The organism is Pinirhizobacter sp., from assembly GCF_036499745.1.
Classification (GTDB): Bacteria; Pseudomonadota; Gammaproteobacteria; order Xanthomonadales; family Rhodanobacteraceae; genus Pinirhizobacter.
Window position 1 is genome coordinate 49,683 of sequence record NZ_DASYDG010000017.1, and the last position, 25,377, is coordinate 75,059.

The 25,377-nt window shown below is 64.0% G+C and carries 21 protein-coding genes; 11 read left to right on the plus strand and 10 right to left on the minus strand.

Features of this window, described 5'->3' with window-relative positions; all coding sequences use genetic code 11:
- The first annotated feature begins 69 nt into the window (after positions 1-69).
- Entirely contained in the window at positions 70-1,554 is a 1,485-nt protein-coding gene (locus VGM61_RS06165) for a RimK family protein (RefSeq protein ID WP_331521863.1), read from the plus strand.
- On the opposite strand, the gene VGM61_RS06170 is transcribed toward VGM61_RS06165, so the two are convergent.
- Positions 1,551-1,778, minus strand: a complete 228-nt coding sequence (locus tag VGM61_RS06170; RefSeq protein ID WP_331521864.1) for a hypothetical protein — start codon at positions 1,776-1,778, stop codon at positions 1,551-1,553. The genes VGM61_RS06165 and VGM61_RS06170 overlap by 4 nt on opposite strands.
- 121 nt (positions 1,779-1,899) lie before the next feature.
- Here VGM61_RS06170 and aroE point away from each other — a divergent pair, with 121 nt between their 5' ends.
- On the plus strand, positions 1,900-2,730 hold the full coding sequence (gene aroE / locus VGM61_RS06175; protein ID WP_331521865.1) for a shikimate dehydrogenase: 831 nt from the start codon (positions 1,900-1,902) through the stop codon (positions 2,728-2,730).
- A gap of 8 nt (positions 2,731-2,738) precedes the next feature.
- Here the strand turns inward: aroE and VGM61_RS06180 are convergent, their stop codons facing one another.
- Entirely contained in the window at positions 2,739-3,332 is a 594-nt protein-coding gene (locus VGM61_RS06180; protein ID WP_331521866.1) for an alpha-ketoglutarate-dependent dioxygenase AlkB, read from the minus strand.
- A gap of 125 nt (positions 3,333-3,457) precedes the next feature.
- On the opposite strand from VGM61_RS06180, the gene VGM61_RS06185 reads away from it, so the two are divergent.
- Positions 3,458-3,616, plus strand: a complete 159-nt coding sequence (locus VGM61_RS06185) for a hypothetical protein (protein ID WP_331521867.1) — start codon at positions 3,458-3,460, stop codon at positions 3,614-3,616.
- Between the two features lie 12 nt (positions 3,617-3,628).
- On the opposite strand, the gene VGM61_RS06190 is transcribed toward VGM61_RS06185, so the two are convergent.
- On the minus strand, positions 3,629-4,162 hold the full coding sequence (locus VGM61_RS06190) for a gamma carbonic anhydrase family protein (protein ID WP_331521868.1): 534 nt from the start codon (positions 4,160-4,162) through the stop codon (positions 3,629-3,631).
- Positions 4,163-4,264: 102 nt separating this feature from the next.
- Between VGM61_RS06190 and VGM61_RS06195 the strand changes: the two genes are divergently transcribed.
- The 8 genes from VGM61_RS06195 to VGM61_RS06230 all read left to right on the plus strand — a co-directional run bounded on the left by VGM61_RS06195 (position 4,265) and on the right by VGM61_RS06230 (position 12,796).
- Complete coding sequence (locus VGM61_RS06195; RefSeq protein ID WP_331521869.1) at positions 4,265-6,304, plus strand: M3 family metallopeptidase; 2,040 nt, start codon at positions 4,265-4,267, stop codon at positions 6,302-6,304.
- 171 nt (positions 6,305-6,475) lie between these two features.
- Positions 6,476-6,757, plus strand: a complete 282-nt coding sequence (locus VGM61_RS06200; protein ID WP_331521870.1) for a hypothetical protein — start codon at positions 6,476-6,478, stop codon at positions 6,755-6,757.
- 40 nt (positions 6,758-6,797) lie between these two features.
- Positions 6,798-7,565 (plus strand): exodeoxyribonuclease III, encoded by a 768-nt coding sequence (gene xth / locus VGM61_RS06205; RefSeq protein WP_331521871.1) that lies wholly within the window; start codon positions 6,798-6,800, stop codon positions 7,563-7,565.
- Positions 7,566-8,231, plus strand: coding sequence for a YecA family protein (locus VGM61_RS06210; RefSeq protein WP_331521872.1), 666 nt, complete (start codon positions 7,566-7,568; stop codon positions 8,229-8,231).
- A gap of 143 nt (positions 8,232-8,374) precedes the next feature.
- A complete protein-coding gene (locus tag VGM61_RS06215) occupies positions 8,375-9,070 on the plus strand; it encodes an AraC family transcriptional regulator (RefSeq protein ID WP_331521873.1) in 696 nt (231 codons plus the stop codon).
- Between the two features lie 88 nt (positions 9,071-9,158).
- On the plus strand, positions 9,159-11,003 hold the full coding sequence (locus VGM61_RS06220; protein ID WP_331521874.1) for an aspartyl protease family protein: 1,845 nt from the start codon (positions 9,159-9,161) through the stop codon (positions 11,001-11,003).
- Between the two features lie 109 nt (positions 11,004-11,112).
- Positions 11,113-11,946: a pirin family protein gene (locus tag VGM61_RS06225; protein ID WP_331521875.1), complete on the plus strand. Its 834-nt coding sequence runs from the start codon at positions 11,113-11,115 to the stop codon at positions 11,944-11,946.
- Between the two features lie 166 nt (positions 11,947-12,112).
- A complete protein-coding gene (locus VGM61_RS06230; RefSeq protein ID WP_331521876.1) occupies positions 12,113-12,796 on the plus strand; it encodes an HAD family hydrolase in 684 nt (227 codons plus the stop codon).
- A gap of 110 nt (positions 12,797-12,906) precedes the next feature.
- Here the strand turns inward: VGM61_RS06230 and VGM61_RS06235 are convergent, their stop codons facing one another.
- The 7 genes from VGM61_RS06235 to VGM61_RS06265 form a co-directional block, all read right to left on the minus strand.
- The gene (locus VGM61_RS06235) at positions 12,907-16,053 is read right to left on the minus strand and encodes a discoidin domain-containing protein (RefSeq protein WP_331521877.1); all 3,147 of its coding nucleotides are present in this window, start codon (positions 16,051-16,053) and stop codon (positions 12,907-12,909) included.
- A gap of 3 nt (positions 16,054-16,056) precedes the next feature.
- The gene (locus tag VGM61_RS06240) at positions 16,057-16,878 is read right to left on the minus strand and encodes a carbohydrate ABC transporter permease (RefSeq protein ID WP_331521878.1); all 822 of its coding nucleotides are present in this window, start codon (positions 16,876-16,878) and stop codon (positions 16,057-16,059) included.
- Complete coding sequence (locus tag VGM61_RS06245; RefSeq protein ID WP_331521879.1) at positions 16,875-17,753, minus strand: sugar ABC transporter permease; 879 nt, start codon at positions 17,751-17,753, stop codon at positions 16,875-16,877. The genes VGM61_RS06240 and VGM61_RS06245 overlap by 4 nt, the downstream gene beginning before the upstream one ends.
- On the minus strand, positions 17,750-19,033 hold the full coding sequence (locus tag VGM61_RS06250; protein WP_331521880.1) for a sugar ABC transporter substrate-binding protein: 1,284 nt from the start codon (positions 19,031-19,033) through the stop codon (positions 17,750-17,752). The genes VGM61_RS06245 and VGM61_RS06250 overlap by 4 nt, the downstream gene beginning before the upstream one ends.
- Positions 19,030-20,508 (minus strand): glucoamylase family protein, encoded by a 1,479-nt coding sequence (locus VGM61_RS06255; RefSeq protein WP_331521881.1) that lies wholly within the window; start codon positions 20,506-20,508, stop codon positions 19,030-19,032. The genes VGM61_RS06250 and VGM61_RS06255 overlap by 4 nt, the downstream gene beginning before the upstream one ends.
- A 126-nt stretch (positions 20,509-20,634) precedes the next feature.
- Positions 20,635-22,155 (minus strand): tryptophan halogenase family protein, encoded by a 1,521-nt coding sequence (locus VGM61_RS06260; protein WP_331521882.1) that lies wholly within the window; start codon positions 22,153-22,155, stop codon positions 20,635-20,637.
- Positions 22,156-22,250: 95 nt separating this feature from the next.
- Complete coding sequence (locus tag VGM61_RS06265) at positions 22,251-25,280, minus strand: TonB-dependent receptor (RefSeq protein ID WP_331521883.1); 3,030 nt, start codon at positions 25,278-25,280, stop codon at positions 22,251-22,253.
- Positions 25,281-25,377 lie beyond the last annotated feature (97 nt).

The window sequence follows — 25,377 nt, forward strand, 5'->3', positions numbered from 1 at the left end:
CCACATGTCTCCACACTGCCCACCCATGGGTGCGGCATGGCCTGTCGCCCGACAACACCAAGAGGACACATGAGCCGGCTCGTCATCGTCGTGGAAAAAGCCTCCGACTGGGGCTCTTATTACCCTTCCGCCGACGTCATGACCGCCATGGACTACCTGCGCGGGCCGGTCGGTGGCGACGATGAGCGCACCCACGTGGTGAACCTGTGCCGCAGCTATAAATACCTTGGCACGGGCTATTACGTGTCCCTGCTGGCCGAGGCGCGAAGCCACCGCGTGATCCCGTCGGTGCGTACCGTCAATGACCTTCGCCGGCGTTCGCTGTACGGCCTGTCGATCGGCGACCTCAACGAGAAGCTGGCCAAATTCCTTCCTGCCGGAGGCCGCGACACCACCGACTTCGGCGTGCTGGTGTACTTCGGCGAGACAGCCTACGAAGACCTGCAGGATCTTACGAGGCAGATCTTCGAGATGTTCCCCTGCCCGCTGATGCGCATCGAGTTCGAGCGCGACCGCGTCTGGCAGATCGCCGCGATCAAGCCGGTGGGCCTGCACACCCTGGACGACGCCCAGGAAGACGCCTTCGCCCAGGCGCTGGACAACTTCTCCAGGAAGATCTGGCGCAAGCCCCGCGTGCGCAAGCTCTACCGCTACGACATCGCCATGCTGGTGGACCCCAACGAGGCCATGCCGCCGTCCAACCGCAAGGCCCTGAAGGGATTCATCGCCGCCGGCAAATCGCTGGGCGTGGAAGTGGACCCGATCAGCAAGAACGATTACTCCCGTCTTGCCGAATACGACGGCCTGTTCATCCGCGAGACCACCGCCAGCGACAACCACACCTATCGCTTCGCCCACCGTGCCGAGCGCGAGGGCATGGTGGTGATGGACGACCCGACTTCGATCCTGCGCTGCACGAACAAGATCTTCCTGAACGACCTCATGGCCTCGCGAAAGCTCGCGGTACCGAAGACGGAAATCATCTACCGCGATGACTTGCGCAAGCTCGGTGCACTGGTGGAGAAGCTCGGCCTGCCCATCGTGCTGAAGATTCCCGATGGATCGTTCTCACGCGGCGTGGTGAAGGTGGAGAGCGCCCAGGCGCTGGAGAAAGCCGCCGGCGAGTTGTTCCAGCACAGCGCACTGTTGCTGGCGCAGGAATACCTCTACACCGAGTTCGACTGGCGCGTGGGCGTGCTCAACCACGAGGCCTTGTATGCCTGCCAGTATTTCATGTCGCGCGGCCACTGGCAGATCTACAACCACGGCGCCAAGGGCACGGAGAAATCCGGTGGCTTCCGCACCCTACCGGTGCGCGAAGCACCGTCGGAAGTGATCAAGCTGGCCCTGAAGGCCACCCAGCCCATCGGCGACGGGCTGTACGGCGTGGACATCAAAGTGGTGGGTGACCGCCCGGTGGTGATCGAGGTCAACGACAACCCGTCGATCGATGCGGGTGTGGAAGATGCCTACCTTGGCGACGACCTCTACGACCGCGTGATGCAGGAATTCCTGCGCCGGATGGAACTCAAGCGCCTGGGGATCCGCGGCTAGCGACGCAGGGCCGCCGCCAGCAGACGAAGGGGCAGGGTGGGCCGCAGTGCAAGCAGCACGCTCATCGGCGCGAAGACCAGCCAGAACGCCGGTGTCCAGCCCAGGGCCACACTACGCGAGGACAATGGCGTGAAGGCGAGCAGCAGGCAGCCGCCGACCAGCCAGGCCAGGGCGATGGCGGCGCGGCGGCCGGCCGGTGTGAGCTGGGAAAGGTCGGTGTTCATGGCAAGCCCCTTCGGGTGGTGATGTGGCGTGGAACGATCCTGGCCTGCCGTCGTCTCACGGACCGCGACGGGCGCGAGCCGCTACACTTCCCGGTCGATTCTTGCCTCCTGGAACCCTTCGATGCCCCCGCGCCAGCGCTTTGCCGTCTTCGGCCATCCCATTGCCCACAGCCTGTCGCCGCGCATCCAAGCCGATTTCGCCAGTCAGTTCGGCATCGACCTCTCCTACGAAGCGATCGACGCCTCGCCAGAGGTCTTCGATGAGGCCGTGCGCGCGTTCTTCGTCGATGGCCGCGGCGCCAACGTCACCCTTCCGCACAAGGCCACGGCGTTTGCCATGGCCGATACCGCCACCGCCACGGCGACGCGCGCCGGTACTGCCAATGTGCTGACGCAGCTGCCCGATGGCAGGCTCGAGGCGCACAACACCGATGGCGATGGCATGGTCCGTGACATCACCGAACGGCACGCCCAGGATCTGCGCGGTCACAACACGCTGCTGCTGGGCGCCGGCGGCGCAGCACGCGGCGTGGCGTGGCAGCTGCTGGACGCCGGCGTACGCACGCTCACCATCGTCAACCGCAGCCCGGTGGCCGCCGACGCCCTGGCCGACTCCATCGGCGATCCGGCGCGCGCGCATACACGGTATTGGGAAGACCTTCACGACATCGGCAGCTTCGACCTGATCGTCAATGCAACCTCCGCTGGCACACTCGGCGGTGGTTTGGACCTCCCGGTGTCGATCATCGGTTCCCGCGCCCTCTGCTACGACCTGTCCTATGGAAAGTCCGCCGCGGGTTTCGTCGGCTGGGCGCGTGGCGCCGGGGCGCGATACGCCTTCGACGGCCTGGGTATGTTGATTGAGACCGCCGCCGACGCGTTCGAACGCTGGCACGGCAAGCGCCCGGATACCGATCCGGTCTATCAAGAGCTCCGCGCCATCTACGGTTGATTGGTGGACTACGATCGGTACGCCGTCTCACCGCGTACCCGAAACGCCACGCTGATGCGCGGCCCGGCCGGGGCGGCCTGCTTGGGAATGCCGTGGTTGTAGTGCAACTGCGTGGCGTAGCTCATCACCAGCACCGAGCCGGGCACCATGTCCACCTTCAGTACACGGCGGGGCGGCTGCTTGGCCCGGATCACCATGCGGCGTGTGTCGCCCAGTGACAGCAGGGCGATGGGCTCGCCTTCGCGGATGAACTGCAGCTTGTCGTTGTGCGGGGCCACGCTGTCTTTTTCGTCCCGGTAATAATTAAGCCCGGCGCTGTCGTATGGCGCATCCACCACCGTGCGCGCCGCGGCAACCGCCTGGAGCAAAAGATCCGGCGCGTCGGGTGAGTCCACACGGTATTCCGCGCGCAACCGCGGGACATCAACCTCACGGTCGTACATCAGGCGCCGGTCGGACTGCCAGGGCACGTCGTCGCGTAGCCGGGCAAACCATTCCGCCGCGGTTGTCGCGGGAATGACATCCAGTGCGTGCACGATGTAGCCGGAGGCGTCGTCAAGCAGCACCTCGGTACCGCCGGCGAAAAGTGAAGGTTGGTTCATTGCTCCAGCCTACGCGCCCGGTCAAGGGGTCAACGCCCCGCCCATGTGAAGACATCCTCACGCCGTATTCGCGGCACATGTCACGCCCTCGACGAAAAATTCCTCCCGAGATCCAGGCCCGCACGATGAAAAGCAAACGCGACTACGGAAGCTACGACCCCGCCAGCGCCAAGGCTGCCGCCAGCCGCGGTGCGCCTTCGCAACGCCCCGCACCTGCTGCCGCTCGGGTGCCGGCGCCACGCAAAACCCGGGTTCCCGCCAACCCTCGACCGCGCCAGCCCTGATCCGACGGGGCATCAACCAGCCAGGTAGTCGTCTTTGAGCCTGACGTAGTTGGCGGCCGAGTACACCAGCATCTCCACCTGCTTCTCGGTGAGTAGCCGAACGAAGCGCGCCGGGTTGCCCACCCATAGTTCGCCCTTGCCCACCGACTTGCCAGGCGAAAGCACCGCACCGGCGGCGAGGAACCCGTAGTCGCCGACCGAGGCCCCGTCGAGCACCGTGGCGTGCATGCCGACCAGGGCGAAATCGCCGATGGTGCAGGCATGGATCACCGCGGCGTGGCCGATGGTGACGTCGTGTCCGATGATGGTGGGGAAGCCGCCCGGGGTGTAGGGACCGTCGTGGGTGACATGGACGATGGCGCCATCCTGGATATTGCTGCGGGCCCCCACCCGGATGTGATGGACATCGCCGCGGAGCACGGCGCCGGGCCAGACCGAAGCGTCGTCGCCCAGTTCGACGTCGCCGATCACGGTAGCGGCGATATCGACGTACACGCGTTCGCCCAGGCGCGGGCGGATGCCCCGGTAGCTGCGGAGATGGTTCATCGCGGCATTCTACCGCCGCCGTGGCGCTTGATTTCGCGGCCTGCGGTCGCCACGCTGGCTATCCGGGCGCGCGGTGCGCCCCACGGACCGGAAACCCAAGGCATGACCACGGAAAACCCCCTGCTCAGCGATGAGGCACTGCCGCCCTTCCCGGCCATCCGGCCCGAGCACGTGGAGCCCGCCATCGATACCCTGCTGGCCGAATACCGCCAGGCCATCGATGCCCTGGTGCTGGCCGGTGGCGGCAGCTTCCAGACCGTCATGCTTCCGCAGGAGCGCCTGGAGCAACGCCTTGGCCGGGCGTGGTCGCCGGTGAGCCACCTGCATGCCGTGGCCGACACCGAAGCCCTGCGCGAGGCCCACGGCCAGGCGGAAGAAAAGCTCACCGACCACGCCATTGAGCTGGGCCAGAATCGCGAGCTTTTCGCCGCGGTGCAGGCGGTGGCCGCACGGGACGATTTCAACGGCCTGCCGCGCCCGCAGCGTGCCGCGGTGGAACATGCGCTGCGCGACTTCCATCTATCGGGCGTGGCCCTGGAAGAACCTGATCGTTCGCGTTATCGCGAGATCGGCGTGGAACTGTCCAGGATCACCACCGAGTTCTCCAATGCCGTACTCGATGCTTCCGAGGCATGGCAGAAGCACGTGAACGACGAGCGTGACCTCGCCGGCATCCCGCCCTCCGGCGTGGCGGTGCTTCGCCAGTACGCCCAGGAGGCCAAGCTCGACGGCTACCTGGTTACCCTGAAACAGCCCAGCGTGCAGGCGGTGATGACCTACGCCGACAAGCGCGAACTCCGCGAACAGGTGTACTGGGCCTACCAGACCCGCGCATCGGACCAGGGCCCGAACGCGGGCAAGTTCGACAACACGCAGCGCATCGAACGGATCATGCAACTGCGCCACGAAGCGGCGCAGTTGCTCGGCTTCGCCAACGCCGCGGAAGAATCGCTGGCCACCAAGATGGCCGCCTCACCGCACGTGGTACTCGATTTCCTGCGCGATCTTGCCGCCCGCGCCAAACCCGTGGCCCAGAAGGAACTGGTGCAGCTGCGTGAATTCGCCACGCAAAGCCTGCGCCTGGATGGCCTGGAACCCTGGGACGTGGCCTATGCGGCGGAGAAACTTCGCCAGCAGCGCTACGCACTGGACGAAGAACAGTTGAAACCCTACTTCGCCTTGCCCGCGGTGATCGACGGCCTGTTCCGCCTGGCCGGCCAGCTCTACGGCATCGCCCTGGCCCCGAACGACGCCGCGCCCAAATGGCACGAGGACGTACGCTACTTCGACGTACTCGACGCTGATGGCTCCGTGTTCGCCGGCGTTTATGTCGACCTCTACGCTCGCTCGGGCAAGCGCGGCGGTGCGTGGATGGATGTCTGCCGCGCACGCTTCCGGGACGGTGATGAGCTGCATCTGCCGGTGGCCTATCTCACCTGCAATTTTCCGCCGCCCACCGGTGATGTGCCGGCGCTGCTCACCCACGACGACGTACTCACCCTGTTCCACGAATTCGGCCACGGCCTGCACCATCTACTGACCGAAATCGACATTCCCTCGATCGGCGGTATCGATGGAGTGGAATGGGATGCGGTGGAGCTGCCCAGCCAGTTCATGGAGAACTTCGGCTGGAACCGCGAGGCGCTGAACCTGTTCGCCCGCCACTACCAGACCAACGAACCGCTGCCGGATGAACTCTACGAACGCATGCTGGCCGCGCGGCACTTCCACGCCGGCCTGTTCCTGGTGCGCCAGCTGGAGTTCGCCCTGTTCGATTTCCTGCTGCACCTCAACTACGACCCGGGCCACGGCGCGCAGCCGATGAACGTGCTGGAGAAAGTGCGCCACGAGGTGGCCGTGCTGCATCCGCCGGCCTGGCAGCGATTCCCGCACGCGTTCACGCATGTTTTCGCCGGCGGCTACGCAGCCGGGTACTACAGCTACCTCTGGGCCGAAGTGCTCTCGGCCGACGCGTTCAGCAAATTCGAAGAAGCCGGCGTGATCGACCGCGCCAGCGGTGATGCCTTCCGGCGCGAGGTGCTGGCCGTGGGTGCGTCGCGCCCGGCGCTCGAGTCGTTCGTAGCGTTCCGCGGGCGTGAGCCCAAACCTGACGCCTTGCTGGCCAGTTACGGCCTGGCCTGAATACGCCTCTGGCGCGGACATGCAGGGGTCGCCCGTTAACCGGCGGCCCCGCTTATGTGACCTTCGTCAGTGAAGGCGCCTCCCTGCCGATTTTGCACCGCTCTTTCATCTGGCACGGCGTAGTTTTGGCGCCGACACCGCCGCAGGGCGACGGGTCAAGGGAGGGGTGTCATGGCAAGAAACCTGTCACGCGCGGCCACGCTGGCCATCCTGGCGCTCGTCGTGCCCATGGCGCAGGCGGCAACCCCTACGCAAGGCTCCATCATCCGCGGCTTTGCCGTGGGCCTGCTCGCTTTCATCCTGCTTGCTCCCACGGCGTTGGGGGCGGCCATCGGCCTGCTGGGCAATCCGCGTGAACGCTGGCTGCGCGGCGCCTTCCGGGGCGGCGCCACGGGGCTGGGTTCGATGGTGGTGCTGTTGCTGGTACTGGGGCTGATGATTCGGGTCACCTGACGCATCCGGGTTGCCATGCACGGCCGCTACAATGCGGCCCATGAAGATCGCCTCCTGGAACGTCAACTCGCTCAAGGTCCGCCTGCCGCATCTGCAGCAATGGCTGGGTGAAAGCCAACCGGACATCATCGCGCTGCAGGAAACCAAGCTCGAAGACGGCAAGTTCCCGGTGGACGAAATCGCCGCCCTGGGTTACCGCAGTGTGTGCTCGGGCCAGAAAACCTATAACGGCGTGGCGATCCTGGCCCGTGGCGAGATCACCGACGTGGTCACCGACATGGCCGGCCACGACGATCCCCAGCGACGCATCCTGGCCGGCACCATCGATGGCATCCGGGTGGTCAACCTGTATGTGGTGAACGGCAAGGCCGTCGGCGACGAGAAATACACCTATAAGCTGGACTGGCTGGCCCGGATGTGCGATTTCCTGTCCGCCGAACTGGCGCGTCATCCGAAGCTGGTGGTGCTGGGCGACTTCAACATCGCGCCCGACGCCCGCGACCTCTACGACCCGGTCGCCTGGGGTGAGGACATCCTCGCCTCGCCGCCCGAGCGTGCGGCACTGAAGGCCATCACAGACCTCGGATTAACCGACAGTTTCCGGCTTTTCGAAGAAGATGCCGGACATTTCAGCTGGTGGGACTACCGCCAGGCGGCATTCCGGCGCAACATGGGCTTGCGCATAGACTTGATCTTGATCAGCGATGCTCTCAAATCACTGGCATCGGCCGCTGCCATCGAACGTACCCCGCGCACGTGGGAGCGACCGTCCGACCACACCCCGGTGGTCCTGGAGTTGAACATCTAGATGAATACCCCAACCGACTGGCCCAGCTCGCTGGACGATGGTGAACTTGAGGAGCTCGATCGCTACCTGCGCGCCCACTGCGGCGACGGCGATCTGCTGCTCGATGGCCTCCACGGCATGCTGTCGGCCATCGCCGTCGGTCCTGTACCGGTCACTCCCACCGAGTGGCTACCCGAGGTGCTGCACGATGCCTTCGACGACGAAGACGAAGGCAATCGCGTGCTGGCGCTGCTGGCCAAGCTCAACGATTCGATCCTGGCCGAACTCGAGGTAGACGCCTACGAGCCGATCCTGGGCGAGATCGACCTGGACGCCGGCCCCGTGCTATCCGCCGCAGGCTGGTGCGAAGGCTTCAGCCGCGGCATCGATATGCGTGCCAGCCTCTGGGAGACCCGTCTGGCCGGTGATCCACAGCTGATGGAACTGCTCGGCCCGGTGATGGCCCTGGCGGTGGACGAGGGCATCCTTACCGCCGATGCTGAGTTCGAGAAACTCACCGACGACGAGTACGACGAATGCCTGTCGCAGGTGCCGATGGTGTTGGCCGCGGTCAACCAGTACTGGCGCCAGAAAACGCCCACCGACGAAGAACTGGCCGCCGCGCCCCATCCGGATGATGACGATCCGTCACCCCCGCGCCAGCGCAGCGGCGAGTGGGTGCACTAGCCGCGACGGCTGCGGTTTTACAGCGCGCCGCGACCGTCTATCCCAGTAGTCCCATGGACGTCCAAGGTGAACACTCCGATCATCGGCGCAACGGCCAATGAATGGAACCCCGAACCCTTCGCCACCGGCGGACGGTTAACCTGATGCACACCTGCTTCCATCCCTACGCCCAGGCCCCGGCTGGCCGCCAGCACCACGCGCCCAGCCATCGTCTGGAGCGCCACTGCCACGACACCGCCTTTGCCACGGTGATTCTGAGCGGTTCCTACCTGGAAGCCGGCGATGAAGGCCGGCATACCGTGCAGGCCGGCGATGCGCTGGTGCACCGCCCGTTCGAATCGCATCTGGACTGTTTTTCCACCCGTGGTGCGGACGTGCTCATCATCCCCATGCCGGCCGGCACGCGGTTGCCGGTCCACGGCCGCGTGCGCGACGCCGATGCCCTGGTGCGCCTGGTTGAACGTTCGCCTGCCGAAGCCTGGCCAGCATTCGACGAAGCGTTCCAGGCCGATGCCTCGGGTCACCACGACTGGCCGGACTTGCTGGCGCGGAAGCTTCGCGAGCAACCGGATATCTGCCTGGCCCGGTGGGCCGATGACATGGGTTTACGTGCGGAGTCGGTCAGCCGCGGCTTCCGCAAGGCTTACGGCAGTTCACCGAAAGCCTACCGCGCCCAGGTACGCGCGCGGGCGGCGTGGGAGGCCATCCGCGGATCGTCCGTTGCCCTGGGAAGGCTGGCAACGGAACTGGGGTTTTCCGACCAGGCGCACATGAGCCGCGCCGTAAGGGGCCTGACCGGAAGCATGCCGCAAGCCTGGCGCATGGCTGCCGCGGCCTGAACGGCTGGCGGACCAGGTCAACTGGATTCAAGACGAGGCGGCCGACGGACATTTACTGTCGCACCAACATCTCCCACCCGGATCGATCATGCGCAAGACCTTCCTCACCCTCGCCATTGCATGCTGCCTGGCTCCGTTCTCCGTGCTTGCCGCCGACCACGTGTCGCAGGTACTGGAGACAAACCAGACGGCCACGGCGGGAAACCAGTGGCAGGCAAAGGATGATCTGGAGCTCCGTTATGCCTACGCAGGGCAGGGACTTACTGGACAGGTCACCTCGATACAGGACGTCAAGCGCGGCCGCTTCGTCGATCGTTCGGATATCGGTCCCACCCGTTCCGCCAACGGCTTCGACGGCAAGATGGCGTGGGAGCTGGAACCATCGGGGACGGCAACGCCGCAGGAGGGCGGCGACGTTCGCCAGCTCGCCATCAACGAGGCCTACCGCCTGCAGAACCTGTGGTGGCACAGCGACCGGGGCGGCGCCACGATCACCGATGCCGGGCGCAAGCGCGACGGCAGCAAGGACTACGACGTGCTAACGGTCGTCCCCAGGGAAGGCAAGCCGTTCGATGCCTGGTTCGATCCGGTCACGCACCTGCTTTCGCGCACGGTGGAAATAAACACCACGCTCACCATCAGCACCTACTACACGGACTACATCACCACCGACGGCGTGCAACTGGCACACACGGTAGTGATCGATGATGGCAGCGGCGAGGCCAACCGGCAGACGATGAAGCTGTCGTCAGCGACCTTCTCCACCGGTGGCGACGATGCGCGCTTTGCGCGACCCAGGACCGACCTGCACGATTTCGAGCTCGATCCCGGCACCACGCAAGCCACCGTGCCGTTCCTGCTTGCCAACAACCACGTTTACGTCAAGGCGTCGTTCAACGGCAGCAAGCCGCTGAATGTCATCGTCGACACCGGCGGCCACGACATCCTGGTGCCTGATTCAGCCGCCGCGCTGGGCATCAAGGTGCAAGGTGCACAACCGTCCACGGGCTCCGGAAGCGGCGTGGCCCTGAGCGGGCTGGCGCGCGTGGAGTCGATCCGCGTGGGTAAGGCTACCTTGAAGGATCAGCCTATCAGCGTGCTCAAATTCTCCAACGCCGCCGAAGGCCTCGATGAGGAGGGCATGATCGGTTACGAGTTCCTGTGCCGTTTCATCACCCGCTTCGACTACGCCCGCCACGAGCTCACTTTCATCGACAAGAAACACTTTGATCCCAGCGACGCGGGGACGCCGGTGCCGTTCCGCTTCTACCACCAGTTTCCCGAAGTGCTGGGTAGTTACGCTGGTATTCCCGGCCGGTTCGGCATCGATACCGGCGCGCGCAACGTGTTGTCGCTCACCAGGCCCTTTGCCGAACGCAACCATATTCGCGAGCTGGAGAAGAACGGCGCCGAGGCGATCACCGGCTGGGGCGTGGGCGGCGCCAGCCGGGGCTATGTGTTCCGGGGCAAGGACCTGAAGCTTGGCGATGTCACGGTGAAGTCGCCGCTGACCGAATTCAGCCTGGATAAGGGCGGTGTCGGCAGCATCGAGGCCTTCCCGAACAATGTCGGAGGCGGCCTGCTCAAGCGCTTCGTGGTTACCCTCGATTACGACCACCAGCTGATGTACCTCAAGCCCATCCCCGGAAAAGTGGACGACCTGGACACCTTCGATCGTTCCGGCATGTGGCTGAACGTGAGCGGCAAGGGATTTGGCGTTGTCAACGTCAATGACGGCGCACCGGCGGCGAAGGCGGGGATTGCCGCAGGCGACATCATCGTGGCCGTGGATGGCAAGGCTGCGTCGTCCATGCACCTGTACGACCTGCGGCGGCGCTTGCGCAACGATGCACCGGGTACGGAAGTGCCGCTGACCGTGGAGCGCGATGGCAAGCGGCGCAAGGTAACCCTGGTGTTACGCGACCTGATCTAACATCGTCCTGGCGTCGCTGGCCGGGAAACAATGCGTTCGTGCCGGCGGCCTTCCCTCTCGCCGCCGGCAACGGCATCTTGCCCGGCATGAACCTCAACAGGCCCTTGCCATGACCGATCGTGAAATCACCCGCCGCGTCCGCGGCATGGACACTGCCGACGGTGCCGGCGTGAAGTTGAAGCGCGTCATCGGCCAGCCCGCGCTGGACATGCTCGATCCCTTCCTGCTGCTGGACGAATTCCGTTCGGACCAGCCCGGCGACTACATTTCCGGCTTCCCCGAGCACCCGCACCGCGGCTTCGAAACGGTCACCTATATGCTCGCCGGCCGCATGCAGCATGGCGACAACCACGGCAACCGCGGCGACCTTGAAGCCGGCAGCGTGCAGTGGATGACCGCCGGCCGCGGCATCCTGCACTCGGAAATGCCGCAGCAGGAAGATGGCCTGATGTGGGGTTTCCAGCTGTGGGTGAACCTGCCTGCCAGTGACAAGATGACCGACCCGCGCTACCAGGACATCCCGCCGGGTGACATTCCTGTCGCAACACCGGCGCCCGGTGTCACGGTCAAGGTGATCGCAGGCAGCATCGATGGCGTGACCGGGCCTGTCGCGGGCATCGCGACGGCGCCGGTATACCTGGATCTGGCACTGGAGCCGGGTGCGCACGTGGCCGTGCCCTTGCCAACCGGCCACCATGCCTTCGCCTACGTCTTCGACGGCAAGGAAGCCAAAGTGGGCTCGCAACTGCTGGCCCGCAGCGAACTGGGCGTGCTGACCGAAGGCGACCGCGTGCTGATCGGCGCCACCGACGCCGCCACCCGCGTCCTGCTGGTGGCCGGCAAGCCACTGTCCGAGCCCGTGGCCCGCTACGGCCCCTTCGTGATGAACACACAGCAGCAGATCCACGAAGCCATCGCCGACTTCCGCGCCGGCAAGTTCTAAAACCCATAAGGGGTCAGAGTCATAGTGGCCGCCGCCGTCCTAATGGTGCGCCAATGACTCTGACCCCTAATAGCAGGCTCGGTAGTGCCGCGTGTGTCGCTGCTCGTTGGCGCGAGGCAAGCCACGTCGCGCTAGGATGGTCGCTCCTCTGCTCTGGACTTCCCCCATGCCACGCAGCAAGACCGCCTTTCTCTTCGATCTCGACGGCACGCTTGTCGATAGCGTCTACCAGCACGTGCTGGCCTGGAAGGAGTCGCTCGACGCCGAGGGCATCGATCTTTCCGTATGGCGCATCCACCGCAAGATCGGCATGAGCGGCGGCCTGTTCACCCATATCCTGCTGCGCGAAACGGGCATGGAGATTACCCACGACCGCATCGAGCGCCTGCGCATAGGCCATGCCGCGGCCTACGGCCGGCTGGCCACCGCCGGCAGCGTCAAGCCACTACCGGGTGCCAAGGCCCTGCTGGCGTGGCTGACCGATGCCGGTATCCCCTGGGGCATCGCCACCAGCGGCCGAATGGAAACAGCGGCGCACAACCTTGAAGCTTTGGGCGTGGATTCTTCGAAAGTGCCCGTGGTGACGCGCGACCAGGTGCGCCACGCCAAGCCCGATCCGGATCTCTTCGTCACCTGCGCCGAACGCCTGGGGATGGATATCCGCGAAGCGGTGGTGCTGGGCGACAGCATCTGGGACATGCTTGCCGCGCAACGCGCCCGCTCGCTGGGCATCGGCCTGCTATCCGGCGGCTACGGCGAAAACGAACTCGAGCGCGCCGGTGCCTACCGGGTATTCGCCGATCCGGCTGACCTCCTGCTGCACATCGACGAAGTCGCCGCCCGCAGCTAACCGCGATGAGAGCGATAAGGGGTCAAGCGATAAGGGGTCAGAGTCATTTTTGCGGCCGATGGCGCAGGGTAGATGGGTAGCCGAAATAAATGACTCTGACCCCTTATCGCTTATCGGGGCGTTGCAGCGACGGTGACCTGGGCGGGCAGGCTGTGGATGGTGAGTTCGCCGTTCTTCCAGGTGGCGGGTTTGCCGTCAATGGTGGTGGCGCCGGGGGTGTCCTTGCCGGGCCATGGGAACACCAGGCCGCCGGGGGGCAGGTCGATGCCTTCGTCCACTTGCAGGTGCACGCCGTCGCGATCGCGGCGGAGCGTGTAGCCGAGCTGGCCGCGCGTGGTACGCAAGCCCTGGATGCCGATGCCCTCGCCGTCGAGCCAGGCCATGGGGATGCCGGCGGCGAGCACGATCGACTGGTCCGCTTCGCGCTCGTAGGCAAACATGTCCAGCACCGAGCGCACATAGTCCGAAGCAATCCACGCATGCGGCATGTCACCGACAAAACGCGGCTTGCGAGGATCGCGGCCAACCACTTCAGCCCACTGGTTCCATGCTGCCGGGCGCCGGGAGGTAAAGAAGAAATCAAGCAGACCCTGCACGCGGCCGCGCCACCCCAGGCGCACGAAGGTGGCGACGTTCCGCAACTCGTAAGGCGTGTAGTCGTCCCACGCGGTCTTGCCGTCACGGCGCGCCACGAAACCCTGCCAATACTTCTCGAAGGTGCCATCCACCAGCGCCGTGGGCAGCCTCGCCTGTTCCCCGCCCGGGGAAATGGCGATCGTGGTGGACGTGGCATCGAAATCGCCCAGTTCCGCCGCGCCGGGGATGAAGCCGATGCCATGCTGTTTCACGGCAAGGTCGATCGAGGCGTGCAGGTCGTGGCGAAACGCGTCGCGTGACTGGGCAAAGCGCTGTTCGTCGTCCGTTTTGCCCAGCACGTGGGCCATGTCCACCGCGTCGTCGTAACCCTTCATCGCCCAGAAATCGTCCCAGTACGAATGCATCGGCTTGGCCGAATAGCCTTCGTGGCTGATCGACGCCGGCATCAATCCGTAGAGTGCGCGCCGCTCTGGCGTGGTGTTGGCCGCGGTACTTTCGCTGACGCGCAACTGATCCATATAGGCCACCGCGCGTTGGATGTTCGGCCATAGCGACGCCAGCATGGCGTTGTCGCGCGTATAGCGATAGAGCTCGGCGATGCTGAAGATCAGCTCGCCCTGGCTGTCGTTCTCGGGCACCGGATCCGAGCCGCGTGCGTCGACGCAGCAGGGCACCTTGCCGCTCGAAAACTGATGCGGCGCATACCACTGCACGAAGTCGCGCGCGGTGTCCTCGTGGCCCATGCGCAGCAGGCCCTCGGTCATCATCGCGCCGTCCCGCACCCAGGTGCGCGCATACGAACGCGTGCCTGGCTGCAGGGCAGGCCCGTCGCGTGACAGCAGGATATGCGCCAGCGCGGTTCGCGCGGTATCCACCACGGCCTGCGCATGCGCCGGCACCGTGATCGATACACGGTTGAGCTTCTCGCGCCACTCGTCGGCCACGTTGCCCTGGGTTTCATCCAGCCAGCCATCAGCGGCGGAAGCAGGCGCGTGCGCGGGGTCGACGATCAGGCCAATGTCCCGGCTTGCGCCGGGTGCAAGCGTGAGCTTGTACAGCAACGCGCCCTGGGCAAAGCCGAAATCATCGTGCAGGGCGTTGACCTTCGGTTCCTCGCCGGCGGCCAGCCGCTCGGCCAGGTTGCCGGCATCAAAGCTTCCGGCCACGAATGCGTCGGTATCCTGCAGCGGTTGCAGGTAGCGATTGCCGTTGACGGTAAGCGTGTGCCCATCCCAGGCGAAGTCGTGGATCGGGCTGGTGCCGCCTGGGGAATTGAGAAACTGCGTGGGTGGATTCACCTGGAACGGCCGCGCGAGCAAGGCGAGGGTGACCTCGCGCGCCTGCATCGAATTGTTGTGCACGGTGTACTTGATGGCCGTGACTGAATCGCCATCGTCCCTGGCACCGAAGGCCGTCGTATCGAGCGAAAGGTCACCGGCGCGCCAACTCACCGTGGGAATGGGCAAGTAGCCATCGGCAAGGCTTTGCCGCGTGGAGACGTCGGCCCACGTCAAGGCGCCCTGCCCCGTCAACAGCATCGGTTCGATCGAGAACCCCCCGCGCATGACCTCCACTGCGCCATCCTCGGACAGCAGGGCGGAGCTGGTGCTGTCGCCGTCCACGCCTAGCAGGGTCCAGTAGGACTGCTCACCGGAGAAACCCCGCGGGTACAGGCCGCGCCGCACGTCCTTCGCCTGTGCCTGGAAGAACGCATTGGGTGTGGCGCCCCAGGCAAGGTCCTTCAGGGTGAGGCGCGCCAGGCCATACTGCTTTGGTCCGTCGCCGTGGATTGCCACGCGCAGATAGCGCGCGGTGGTGTCAGGCATGAAGATCGCGTCCTGCCCGCCGTTTCCGTCGACAACCGTGCGCTTTGTGCGCCAGGTGCGTCCGTCGTCGGAGACGTCCACGCTGTAGCGCGATGCCGCATGGCCCGGCTCCCAATCCAGCACGACACCGCCGAGATCACGCGGCACGTTGAGATCGATGGTGTAGCTCGGATCGTTGCCGCGTGACGGATCGTTCCGCCACGATGTGCCAAGGGCATTATCCAGCGGTGCACCGGCGGGGAATCCCGACAGCGAAGAACTGGCCGTGGCCACCGGCGTGGGAAACGTGGTGGCCTCCGGCGGCAACGGCGTGAGCGTGAGGTTGTCGAAACACACGTTGCCGCGGCCGCCGTGCGCGTTGTACACCATCAGTTCCACCGCGGCCGCATGGCGCAAGGTGCGGTCTTTGGTGGGGCCCCAGGCGAACTCCACCTGCCGGCGGCGCGCCTGGATGTATTCCCAGGCGTTGGCGGGGACGAAATCCTGCCGCTGGTACCACCACACGTTGTCGCCGCTGTCGTCGATCAGCTTCAGCTGCAGGGTGTTGGCGGGCATCTGCCCGTGCACCTGCACGGACAGGGCGAAGTTCGGCGGGAAGTCGATAGGCAGCATGCGCTTGATCGAAGCGGACCCCGACACGCCGTGGAAATCGAAATCAAGGCACAGGCCCTTGCCGTCCACGCCCTGGTCTTCACGCAGCGATGCCGAAACATCGTCGGTATGCAGTGCCTGCCAACCGGCCTTGCTTTCGAAGCCATCGAGCAGGCGCTGCGGCGCGGCTTGTGCGCTGCCGGCAACGATAAGCGCGAGCAGCACCGCTTGGCGAAACTTCATTCGTTATCCCTTGACGCTGCCCAGCAGGAGGCCTTCCAGGTAATAGCGCTGCAACGCCAGGAAGAGGGCAAGCACGGGTACTACGGTAACCACGGAGCCTGCCATCATCAACTCCGAATCCTGCACGTGTTCACGTGAAAGAGACGCCAGTGCGATGGGCAGGGTGTAGTGCTCCTGGCCGGTCAGGGCGATCAGTGGCCACATGAAGTCGTTCCAGGCGGCCAGGAAGGTGAAGATGGCCAGGGTCACCATGATCGGTTTCAACAGCGGCATCACGATCTGGATGAAAATCCGCGCTTCGCCTGCGCCATCGATGCGCGCGGCCTCGAGCAGATCGTCCGGAATGCCGCTGGTGTACTGGCGCACCAGGAAAATGCCGAAGATGGTGGCCAATGCCGGCACGATCACCGCGCCATAGGTGTTGATCAGCCCCATGTATTTCAGCAGCAGGAACAGCGGCAACATCGCCACCTGCGCGGGAATCACAAGGCCCCCGACCAGCGCCTGGAACAGGCGCTTCCGGCCGGTGAAGCGGAGCTTCGCGAAGGCATAGCCTGCCATCACGTTGATCAGTACCGAGAACACCGTGATCGCCGAGGACACCAGCAGGCTGTTGGCGAAGTACCGCCCCATGCCCGCGTGCACGAATAATTCCCGGTAGTTATCGAATGTGAAATGGCGCGGCAACAATGGCGGCGGTAGAGAGCTTGCCTCGCCCGCCTGCATGAACGACACCGACACCATCCACACCAGCGGGAACAGCGCCACCACCGCACCGCCCAGCAGCAGGCCGTTCACCAGGGCCTTGGCCGTGCGCGGGCTCATGAGGCCACCTTGCGACGGGACAACCGCAGCATGCCGGCGGTGACCACGAACATGATCACAAACAGCAGGAAGGCCACGGCCGAGGCGGAACCCAGGTTCCACCACTTGAAGCCTTCCTCGTACATCAGGTACAGGACGCTTGTGGTGCTCTGCAGTGGGCCGCCCTCGGTCATCACGTACGGCTCGGCGAACAGCTGGAAGTAACCGGAAACAGTAAGGATGCTCACCATCAGCAGGGTCGGCGCCAGCATCGGCAAGGTGATGTGGCGGAACTGGCTGGGCGCCGAGGCACCGTCGATGCGTGCGGCTTCGTAAAGATCAGCCGGGATCGCCTGCAACCCGGCCAGGAAGATGATCATGTTGTAGCCGAAATTCTTCCACACGGCGAAAAGGATGATGGTGGGCATGGCCCAGTGCGGATCGCCCAGCCAGTCGACCGGATCGATGCCAAGCCCGCTGAGCCCATAGTTGGCCCAGCCGTACTTGGTGTTGAACAGGTACCGCCAGATCACCGCCACCGCCACCACGGTGGTCACCACCGGGGCGAACAGCGCGGTGCGGAAGAATGGCTTGAACCGCGCCAGCGGCGAATTAAGCAGCAGCGCAGCGCCGAGGGACGTGGCAATCGACAACGGCACACCCACGATCACGAAGTAGAACGTGTGGCCAAGCGCCGACCAGAACAGCGGCCGGTGCAGCAGCTCCCAATAATTGGCCAGCGCGACGAAACGCAGGTTGCGCAGGTCCGCCAGGGCGTAGAGGTCGTAGTCGGTCAGGCTAAGCAGTAACGCGGCTATCACCGGCAGCAGGAAAAACAGCCCAAGCACGATCAGCGCCGGGGCCAGGAACCACCAGGCGGCATTTTGGCGACTCACGGGGCATGCTCCCTGGCGTGGTCCAGCACCCAGCGGCGCTTTTCCAGGATGCGATCGGTGCGACGGTCGATCTCGGCGGCGGCATCGTCGATGGATATCTGCCCAGCCACCGCCTGCGCGGCTACCAGCTGCATCTCGGTGGCGATGCGCTCCCACTCGGGCACCGCGGGTGACGGCACCACACGCTCGAGCTGGTCACGGAAGGCGCGGGCCTTCGGATCGTTGGCGAGTGTTCCACCTTCCCACGACGAGCGCCGGGGCGGCATGTCGCCCAGAAGGTCGTAGAACTGCCGCTGGATATCTGGCCTGGAGAGAAATTCCACCAGCTGCCAGGCTTCCTGCTTGTGTTTTGAGCTCCGGAAGATCACCAGGCTCGAGCCGCCGGCGTTGGAGGCACCCGGGCCGTTGATGCCGGGCAGCGCGGCGGTGGACCAGTCGTCCTGGTCCTTCGCATCGATGCGCTTGCGGAACTCGCCGATGTTCCAGGGCCCGGAGAGGTAAAACGCGTACACGCCACGACCAAACTCCGTCCAGGGATTGCCCGCCTCGACATTGGTGATGTTCGGCGCCTGCTTCGCCTTGAAGGTATCGACGTAGAAGGTGAGCGCGCGCTTGAATCCCTCGCTACGGAAATTTCCGTAGCGGCCACCATCGCGCAGCAGGGGCTCATCTGATTGCAGCGCCAGTGACATCAACGGCTCGTATTCGTTGGTAGGCAGCAACACGGCAAAGCCCTTGCCGTTGCCACGCGAACGCACGGCGGCCAGCTGGCGGCGCCATTCGTCCCAGGTGCGCGGTGGGCCGTCGAAACCCACTTCCTTCAGGATATCCACCCGGTAGAACAACAACCGCGTATCCACGTACCAAGGCACGCCCCAGAGCTTGCCGTCGATGGTGTTGGTGGCCCAGATGCTGGGGAAGTAGTCGGCCTTGTCCACGACTTTGGACGTGGCTACGTATGCATCGAGCGGCTCGATGGCGTTCAGCGCCTGCATTTCCGGCAGCCAGGTATTGCCCAGCTGGGTGATATCCGGCATGGAGTTGCCGGCGAAGGCGGTGAAGAGCTTCTGATGGGCGGCAGTGAGCGGCATCTGCTGCACGTGCACGCGAATGCCAGGGTGTTCCCTCTCAAAAGCGGGAACGAGCTTCGCCATCGCCTCGCCTTCGCGGCCGATGGTCCAGAAATCCACATCCACCACACCGGCGGGTTTATCCGCGCACGAAGCAAGCAGCACCGCCGCCAGGACGACCCATGCACGATGGCCGGGCGCGAACCTCACTTTGTTCCGGTGGCCGCGCCGTCAAGCCAGCCGCCAGTGAAACCGGCGCGCTCCAGGCCCTTGCGGATGTAGGGATTCTTCTTCATCACATTCCAGACGAAGTTGCTGCGGTAGTTCTCGATCATCAGCAGGATCGGGCCCTGGTCGATGCCGATGTGCACGGTATCCACCCAACCCACGCCCGGCACCAGTTTACCCGTGCGCAGTTCCGTGGGCGTCTGGAAGGTAGGGTTGAAGGCGTCGACGAACCCGTACTTCGTATAGATGTACTTGCCCCAGCGTTTCTTCATTTCCTCGAGCGCGGGAATAACGATCTCCGGAGCGAAGGCGATGGAACCGCCCGCCGCCGTGGGCACGATGGTGCCATCGTCGGAAATGTAGTCGCGGCCCGCGCCACGCGCGGTATAGCCGTGAAATTCCCGGTGCTGCTTGTCGCCGCCTTCCACGATGATGCCGCCCGGGCCGTTGCTGGCGGTGAGGCCCCAGACATTCTTGCCATAGCCTTCGTAGTGGCCCGGATTGGCGATCGCGTAGGCCTGCTGCGAATACGTGGCGCGACGGCTGTTCTCGAAATAATCCAAGTTTTTCTCGCGGCTCCAGTCGTCACGGATGCCGCGCATGTCCACCCACACCTGGCTGTACTGGTGGCCGAACATCGGCGCGAAATTCAGGAAGGTCTGTCCGTAGAACTCGCCCCAGGTGGCCGGGTAGGTGTGGACCCAGGCATTCCATGCGCCATCGTCCAGCGGATGGCTGGGCGACCCCAGGCCCAGGATGTACACCAGCGACCCTTCGTTGTAACCGCGCCAGTCGGCCTGGATGAACTTGCCACCCGGTGTCCATCCCATGCTTACCAGCGGGTAGTGGTGCTGCATCCACGGCCAGTCCACGTTGCGGTACAGCTTGTCGGCGAGTTCGCGGATCTGCGTTTCCTGTGGCGTGTCGCGGTCGTAATACGACTGCGCGAACAACACCCCGCCCATCATCAAGGTGGTGTCCACGCTGGACAGCTCCACCCAGCGCGAGAAGCGCTTGCCGGTCTTCATGTCCAGGAAGTGATAGAAAAAGCCGTGGAAGCCGGTAGCGCCGTCCTCGCTGTCGTCCTGCGTGGACTCATCGAAGAATTTCAAAGTGGCGAGGGTTCGTTCGGCGGCCTGCTCGCGTGTGATGTACCCCCGCTCGGCCCCCACGCCATAAGCCGTCAGGCCGAAACCCACCGAGGCGATGGAGGCAAAGGATTCACCGGGGAAGTGGTCGGGTATCAGGCCTGTTTTCGGATCGGCCGCATCCCAAAACCAGGCGAAGGTGCGGCGTTCCAGGTCGTCGATATTGGCGGGCACCTTGTTTACCTGCGCGAGCTTCGAATCCGCCTTGTGGGCTTTCGATTGATGATGGGCCGGGGCAGCCATGACGCCCCCACACGCCACCATGGCGGCAAGGGCGAGGACTAGCGGGTAGGACTTCAGGATCGACATGGGGGAACCTTCTTCGGGGCGCTGCGTCGGGGAACGTGAGGCCCGTGAAAACGTTTTCATCAGCAGCGTGAATATAGCCCGTCAGGCCTTCCACGGAAACTGCAAGTTATGCCGCAGGCCAACAGCTCAAGCCACCTTTTCGGCAGGGCAATGCTGGGCGATGAACTGCGAATGCATGGGCATGGCGTCGGCGCACTGCCCTACCACGCTCTCGATGCTGGCCATGAAGCCGGCGAGATCGCTATCGGGCATCTGGTCCACCAGCGGATGATGCGTACGCGGCACGATGCCCTGCCCCACCATCACCTGCACCCAGCTCACATCGCCGAACATTTCCTCCGCATTACGGAAGAACCGGCCACTGTCGGCGAACAGGTCGATGTTGTCCTGCAGGCTTTGGGGGATTTCCATTGTGCGGCACTGGTTCCAGAAGTCGGTGTCGGTGCGCTCGGTGGCCTTGTAGTGCAGGATCAGGAAATCACGGATGCGCTCGGATTCGAATGTCACCTGCTCGTTGTAGCGGTCGATCAATACCTGCGAGAAGTCCTTCTCCGGGAAGAGTTTCAACAGCCGCGTGATGCCCGACTGGATCATGAAGATGCTGGTGGATTCCAAAGGCTCCATGAAGCCGCTGGCCAGGCCCAGCGCCACCACGTTCTTGTTCCAGGGCTTCTTGCGCAAGCCGGTGACGAAGCGCAGCGGACGTGGATCGGCCAGGGCCTCGCCGTCCAGGCGCGAGAGAAGCTTCGCCGCGGCCTCGTCGTCGGAAAGATGCTTGCTGGAATACACATAGCCATTGCCAGTGCGGTGCTGCAGCGGAATGCGCCACTGCCAGCCGGCCTCGCGTGCCGTGGAGCGCGTATAGGGCGTGGGCTCGCCGACATTTGCGCACGGAACGGCCATGGCGCGATCGCAGGGTAGCCACTGCGTGTATTCGTCGTAACCGGTTTTCAATGCCTGTTCGATCAACAGGCCGCGGAAGCCCGAGCAATCGATGAAGAGCTCACCTTCCACGCGCTCGCCGCTTTGAAGGTTCACCGCGTCGACGAAGCCAGAGATAGGGTTCAGTTCGACATCGAGGATCTTGCCCTCCGTGCGCACCACGCCCAGAAGTTCGGCGTAGCTGCGCAGGAATTTTGCGTACAGCCCGGCATCGAAGTGATAAGCGTAGGCCACGCTTCCCAGGGGTGAATTGGCCGGTACATCAAGCCCCGGGGCCATGAACCGGTTCTTCAACGCCGCCATGGTGTTGACCGAGTACGGCCCAAGACTCGGCTTGGCCATGCCCCTGTGCATGGCCTTGATCCAGTACTGGTGGAACGGCATCAGGCCCACCTCGTGGCCCATGCTGCCGAAGCCATGCACGTAGCTTTCGCCCTGCCGCAGCCAATCGACAAACTGGATGCCCAGTTTGAAACTGCCGAACGTCTTGCGGACGAAATCCGATTCGTTGATCCCCAACAGGTTGTTGAAGAGCTTCAGGTGCGGCACCGTGGCCTCGCCCACCCCGATGATACCGATCTCGTCCGATTCAATCAGGCGGATGGATACGCTCTTGCCCAAGGTGCGGGAAAACGCGGACGCCGCCATCCAGCCGGCCGTACCGCCGCCGACGATGACAATGCTCCTGATGGCCGGGTCGGTCATGGCATGCAGTCCCGCTGGAATAGGGTTGGACGTTGCCACTTAAGACGAGGCCCGCGCGATGGCGGGCCCCGTCCTTGAGCGGCTGACGATGGCGTTTAGAACTTCACACCTACGGTGAACTTAGCCGTGCGTGGTACGAAGGTGATGTTGCCATGCTTGTCGTATGCGACCGGGTTGGTGGGTAGCGTGCCGGAGCTGCCGAAGCTGGTAAGCACCGCGGCATCGTCGAAGTTCTTCCAGTTGAAGACATTCAGGATGTCGAAGCGCATATAGGCCGAGACATCGCCCCAGATCTTGAAGTCCTTGGTGGCCTGGAAGTCGATGTCGCGGTAACCCCAGATATTGCCACCCACCAGGAACTTGCTGCCCCCACGTGGGATGAAGGTCGTTGGGATGCCGGCTTCGCCGTTCGGTCCGATCGCGCCATAGTTGGCGATGGCGTTATATGGCGTGGGCGTGGCCAGCGTGAGCTTGGCCGAGAAACTGAAACCCCACGGACCGTCGATCGACCCGGTAGTGACGAAGCGGTGCTTCGGCGCCGCGTTGGACAGGATGAACGGGTAGTTACCGATGGTCTCTTCATCGAACGAGTAGTGTTCGTTGATGTCTCGATTCTGGTACGCACGGGTATATGTGTACGCGAACGTACTGCTCCAGCCCGACTCCTTCGTATACGGCTTGCTGGCCGACAGCAGCACTTGCGTGGTGCGGGTGCGGATGCCGTTATTGCCAATGATCAGGCTGCCGAAGCCAGGAACACCGTTACCCCAGGGCTGGCCACCGCCCTGGAAGAACGAGCCGTCGGGATAACGGTTGCCGAGGGTGAAGGCAAATCCGTCGTAACTGAGCACGCGAGTGACGGTGGCATCGGTCTGCCAATCGCCCAGCTGGTTGCTCATGCCCAACGAGTACTGGTCGGAATACGGCGCCTTCAGTTTGTTATTGAGGACGTCAATTTCCTGGCCGGCATTGGTGGACGCGAATTGCGACTGCAGGTTCTGCAGGCCGTTGAGGTAAATCGGATTCCAGTTCAGGCAGTTCGCGGCCGTCGTGCTGCAAGGGCGCTCTGGCACGTTGAAGAACACTTCCTGGATGGGAATGGCCGACTTGGTCTGTTCCAGCTGCAGGTAGTCGTACAGGTTGCGATCGTAGGAACGGCCGGCACCGGCATGGATCACATGGGCTTCGTCACCGAACAGGTCGTAGGACATGCCCAGGCGCGGCTGCCATTCCTTGTTGTAGGCGTGGCGGTTATGGCCGTTACTGATGTAGTCGTTGATGTTCACGCCGCCCTTGGCGAGCGTCTGTGCGTAGGTCTGGCCCGGGAACTGCCCCTGTGCGGCCGGATCGGGCATGTTGAAGGCAGCGATCACGTTGTCAGGTGTGACGTGGTCCAGGTACGACGGTGTTTTCTCGTAATCCCAGCGCACGCCGAGGTTCAGCGTCAACTTGTCGGTTATCGCCCAGTCGTCCTGGGCGTAGCCGCCGTATTGCTTGCTCTTGGTTTCCGAGATCGGGTCAAGGCCGGCTACGGGGTTGGAGAACTGCACCTTGTACGGCAGCGCATGAGTGCCGGCGTCGTCCACGTCGTAGTAGAACAGCGGGTTCACGTCGCCGGCGTCCTGCGCGTGCAGGGTCACCTCCTTGTATTTCCAGCCGATTTTGATGGTGTGGTCGCCATGCCAGGACAAATCGTTGAAAGTAAAATCGTCGGACAGCGACGGACCTTCCTGGCCTTTGACCTGGGTGGCCAGCGGGCCGGCGGCACCGACACCAAGGATGGTGGAGTCATTCGCCGGCTGGTAGGTGTACACGGCGCCGTTACCGAAATTCAGTGGCGTCGGATTGTTCGAGGAATTCTCGTACGTGGCATTCAATTCATTGAAGTACCAGTCGCCGCTGTGCTGCCAGCGGAACAGGCCGCGCGTGTCGTGGTTCTCGGTAACGATACTGGCCGAGCGTGCCTGAGCGGAGCCGATGTTGTCGGCCTGGTCTTCGCGGCGCACCTGGGTGGAGATCTCGATGCGGTCGCGATCGGTCAGTTCCCAATCGATCTTGCCGAAGTACAACTTTTCGGTGAAGGGCAGGTCTGCCGGACCGAACTGCGAAGCCACCGAGGAGGGCAGCAGCGAGTTGATGGTGTCGGGCGAACCGCTGCCCGGGGTCACGGTGATCGGCGTATCGAATTTCTTCTCTTCATAGGCGATGAAGAAATGCATCTGGTCCTTGATGATCGGACCGCCCAGTGCGAAGCCGTATTCCTTCTCGAAGGACTTGGCTTTGTCTGCACCCGGGGCTTCTTCGCCCGCGGTGCGGCTGCGGTACTTGTCGCTGGTATAGGTGTCGAACACCTCGCCGTGGAATTCATTGGTACCGGACTTTGTCTCGGCCGTCACCGCGGCGGACGATACCTGGTCGTACTCGGCTTTGTAGTTGGTGGTGATTACCTTGTATTGGCCGATGGCCAGCTGTGGGAAAGGGTTGCCCTGGCTGTTGACCTGGCCGGATACGCCGCCTTCCTTCACGTAGCTCTTCTGGCCCACGCCGTCGATGAACACGTTCACCGAGCTATTGTTCATCGCACCACCGCGCAAGCTTGTGTGGCCAGCGGAGTCGACGTTGAACGCCATGCCGGGCACGGTGTCGGCGAACTCCAGGAAGTTGCGCGATACCTGCGGGATGGTCTGGATCTGGTGCAGGGAAATGGTCTGGCCTACTTCCGGCGTCTTGACCTCGTTGAGCGTGCTGGCCGAAACGGTCACGCCCTGAAGGCTCGTGGCGTTTGCCGCGGCGGGGGCGGCAGCTTCCGCGGTGAGGTTCAACGTGGCAGTAGAGGCCACCGTCAAGGTCACCTGCTTCTCGGTGCCAGGGCCTGCGTCCACGGTATAGGTGGCCGGCGGCAAGCCGATGATGCTGTATGAGCCGTCGGCGTTTACTGTTGCCCTGCGCGTCAGGCCCGTGTTCGGGTTCTTCACGGTCACCGTCGATCCAGGCGCGGCCTTGCCGCGCAAGTTGGCGGTGGCCGTCTGCGCGAAACCAACGGTCGGCGCAATCGCAATCGCGGTCACGGACGCGGCGATCACGCTGGCAAGAATCTTCCTGCGGAACTTAACTGCGGTGCTCATGGCTCCCCTCCCAAAAATGGTGATGCTTGATGGTCTTGTTGTCTGGCCCGGGTCGGGCGGGTAACGGGCATCGGCGCCAGTCCCGTCGTCACCGACG

Excerpts from the sequence above, each read along its gene's own strand:
- VGM61_RS06165 (WP_331521863.1), top strand. The coding sequence starts at position 70 with ATGAGCCGGCTCGTCATCGTCGTGGAAAAAGCCTCCGACTGGGGCTCT.
- VGM61_RS06220 (WP_331521874.1), top strand. The coding sequence starts at position 9,159 with ATGCGCAAGACCTTCCTCACCCTCGCCATTGCATGCTGCCTGGCTCCG.
- VGM61_RS06215 (WP_331521873.1), top strand. The coding sequence starts at position 8,375 with ATGCACACCTGCTTCCATCCCTACGCCCAGGCCCCGGCTGGCCGCCAG.
- VGM61_RS06265 (WP_331521883.1), bottom strand. The coding sequence starts at position 25,280 with ATGAGCACCGCAGTTAAGTTCCGCAGGAAGATTCTTGCCAGCGTGATC.
- VGM61_RS06195 (WP_331521869.1), top strand. The coding sequence starts at position 4,265 with ATGACCACGGAAAACCCCCTGCTCAGCGATGAGGCACTGCCGCCCTTC.
- xth (WP_331521871.1), top strand. The coding sequence starts at position 6,798 with ATGAAGATCGCCTCCTGGAACGTCAACTCGCTCAAGGTCCGCCTGCCG.
- VGM61_RS06210 (WP_331521872.1), top strand. The coding sequence starts at position 7,566 with ATGAATACCCCAACCGACTGGCCCAGCTCGCTGGACGATGGTGAACTT.
- VGM61_RS06190 (WP_331521868.1), bottom strand. The coding sequence starts at position 4,162 with ATGAACCATCTCCGCAGCTACCGGGGCATCCGCCCGCGCCTGGGCGAA.
- VGM61_RS06180 (WP_331521866.1), bottom strand. The coding sequence starts at position 3,332 with ATGAACCAACCTTCACTTTTCGCCGGCGGTACCGAGGTGCTGCTTGAC.
- VGM61_RS06255 (WP_331521881.1), bottom strand. The coding sequence starts at position 20,508 with ATGTCGATCCTGAAGTCCTACCCGCTAGTCCTCGCCCTTGCCGCCATG.
- VGM61_RS06240 (WP_331521878.1), bottom strand. The coding sequence starts at position 16,878 with ATGAGCCCGCGCACGGCCAAGGCCCTGGTGAACGGCCTGCTGCTGGGC.
- VGM61_RS06225 (WP_331521875.1), top strand. The coding sequence starts at position 11,113 with ATGACCGATCGTGAAATCACCCGCCGCGTCCGCGGCATGGACACTGCC.
- VGM61_RS06185 (WP_331521867.1), top strand. The coding sequence starts at position 3,458 with ATGAAAAGCAAACGCGACTACGGAAGCTACGACCCCGCCAGCGCCAAG.
- VGM61_RS06230 (WP_331521876.1), top strand. The coding sequence starts at position 12,113 with ATGCCACGCAGCAAGACCGCCTTTCTCTTCGATCTCGACGGCACGCTT.
- aroE (WP_331521865.1), top strand. The coding sequence starts at position 1,900 with ATGCCCCCGCGCCAGCGCTTTGCCGTCTTCGGCCATCCCATTGCCCAC.
- VGM61_RS06235 (WP_331521877.1), bottom strand. The coding sequence starts at position 16,053 with ATGAAGTTTCGCCAAGCGGTGCTGCTCGCGCTTATCGTTGCCGGCAGC.
- VGM61_RS06260 (WP_331521882.1), bottom strand. The coding sequence starts at position 22,155 with ATGACCGACCCGGCCATCAGGAGCATTGTCATCGTCGGCGGCGGTACG.
- VGM61_RS06170 (WP_331521864.1), bottom strand. The coding sequence starts at position 1,778 with ATGAACACCGACCTTTCCCAGCTCACACCGGCCGGCCGCCGCGCCGCC.
- VGM61_RS06200 (WP_331521870.1), top strand. The coding sequence starts at position 6,476 with ATGGCAAGAAACCTGTCACGCGCGGCCACGCTGGCCATCCTGGCGCTC.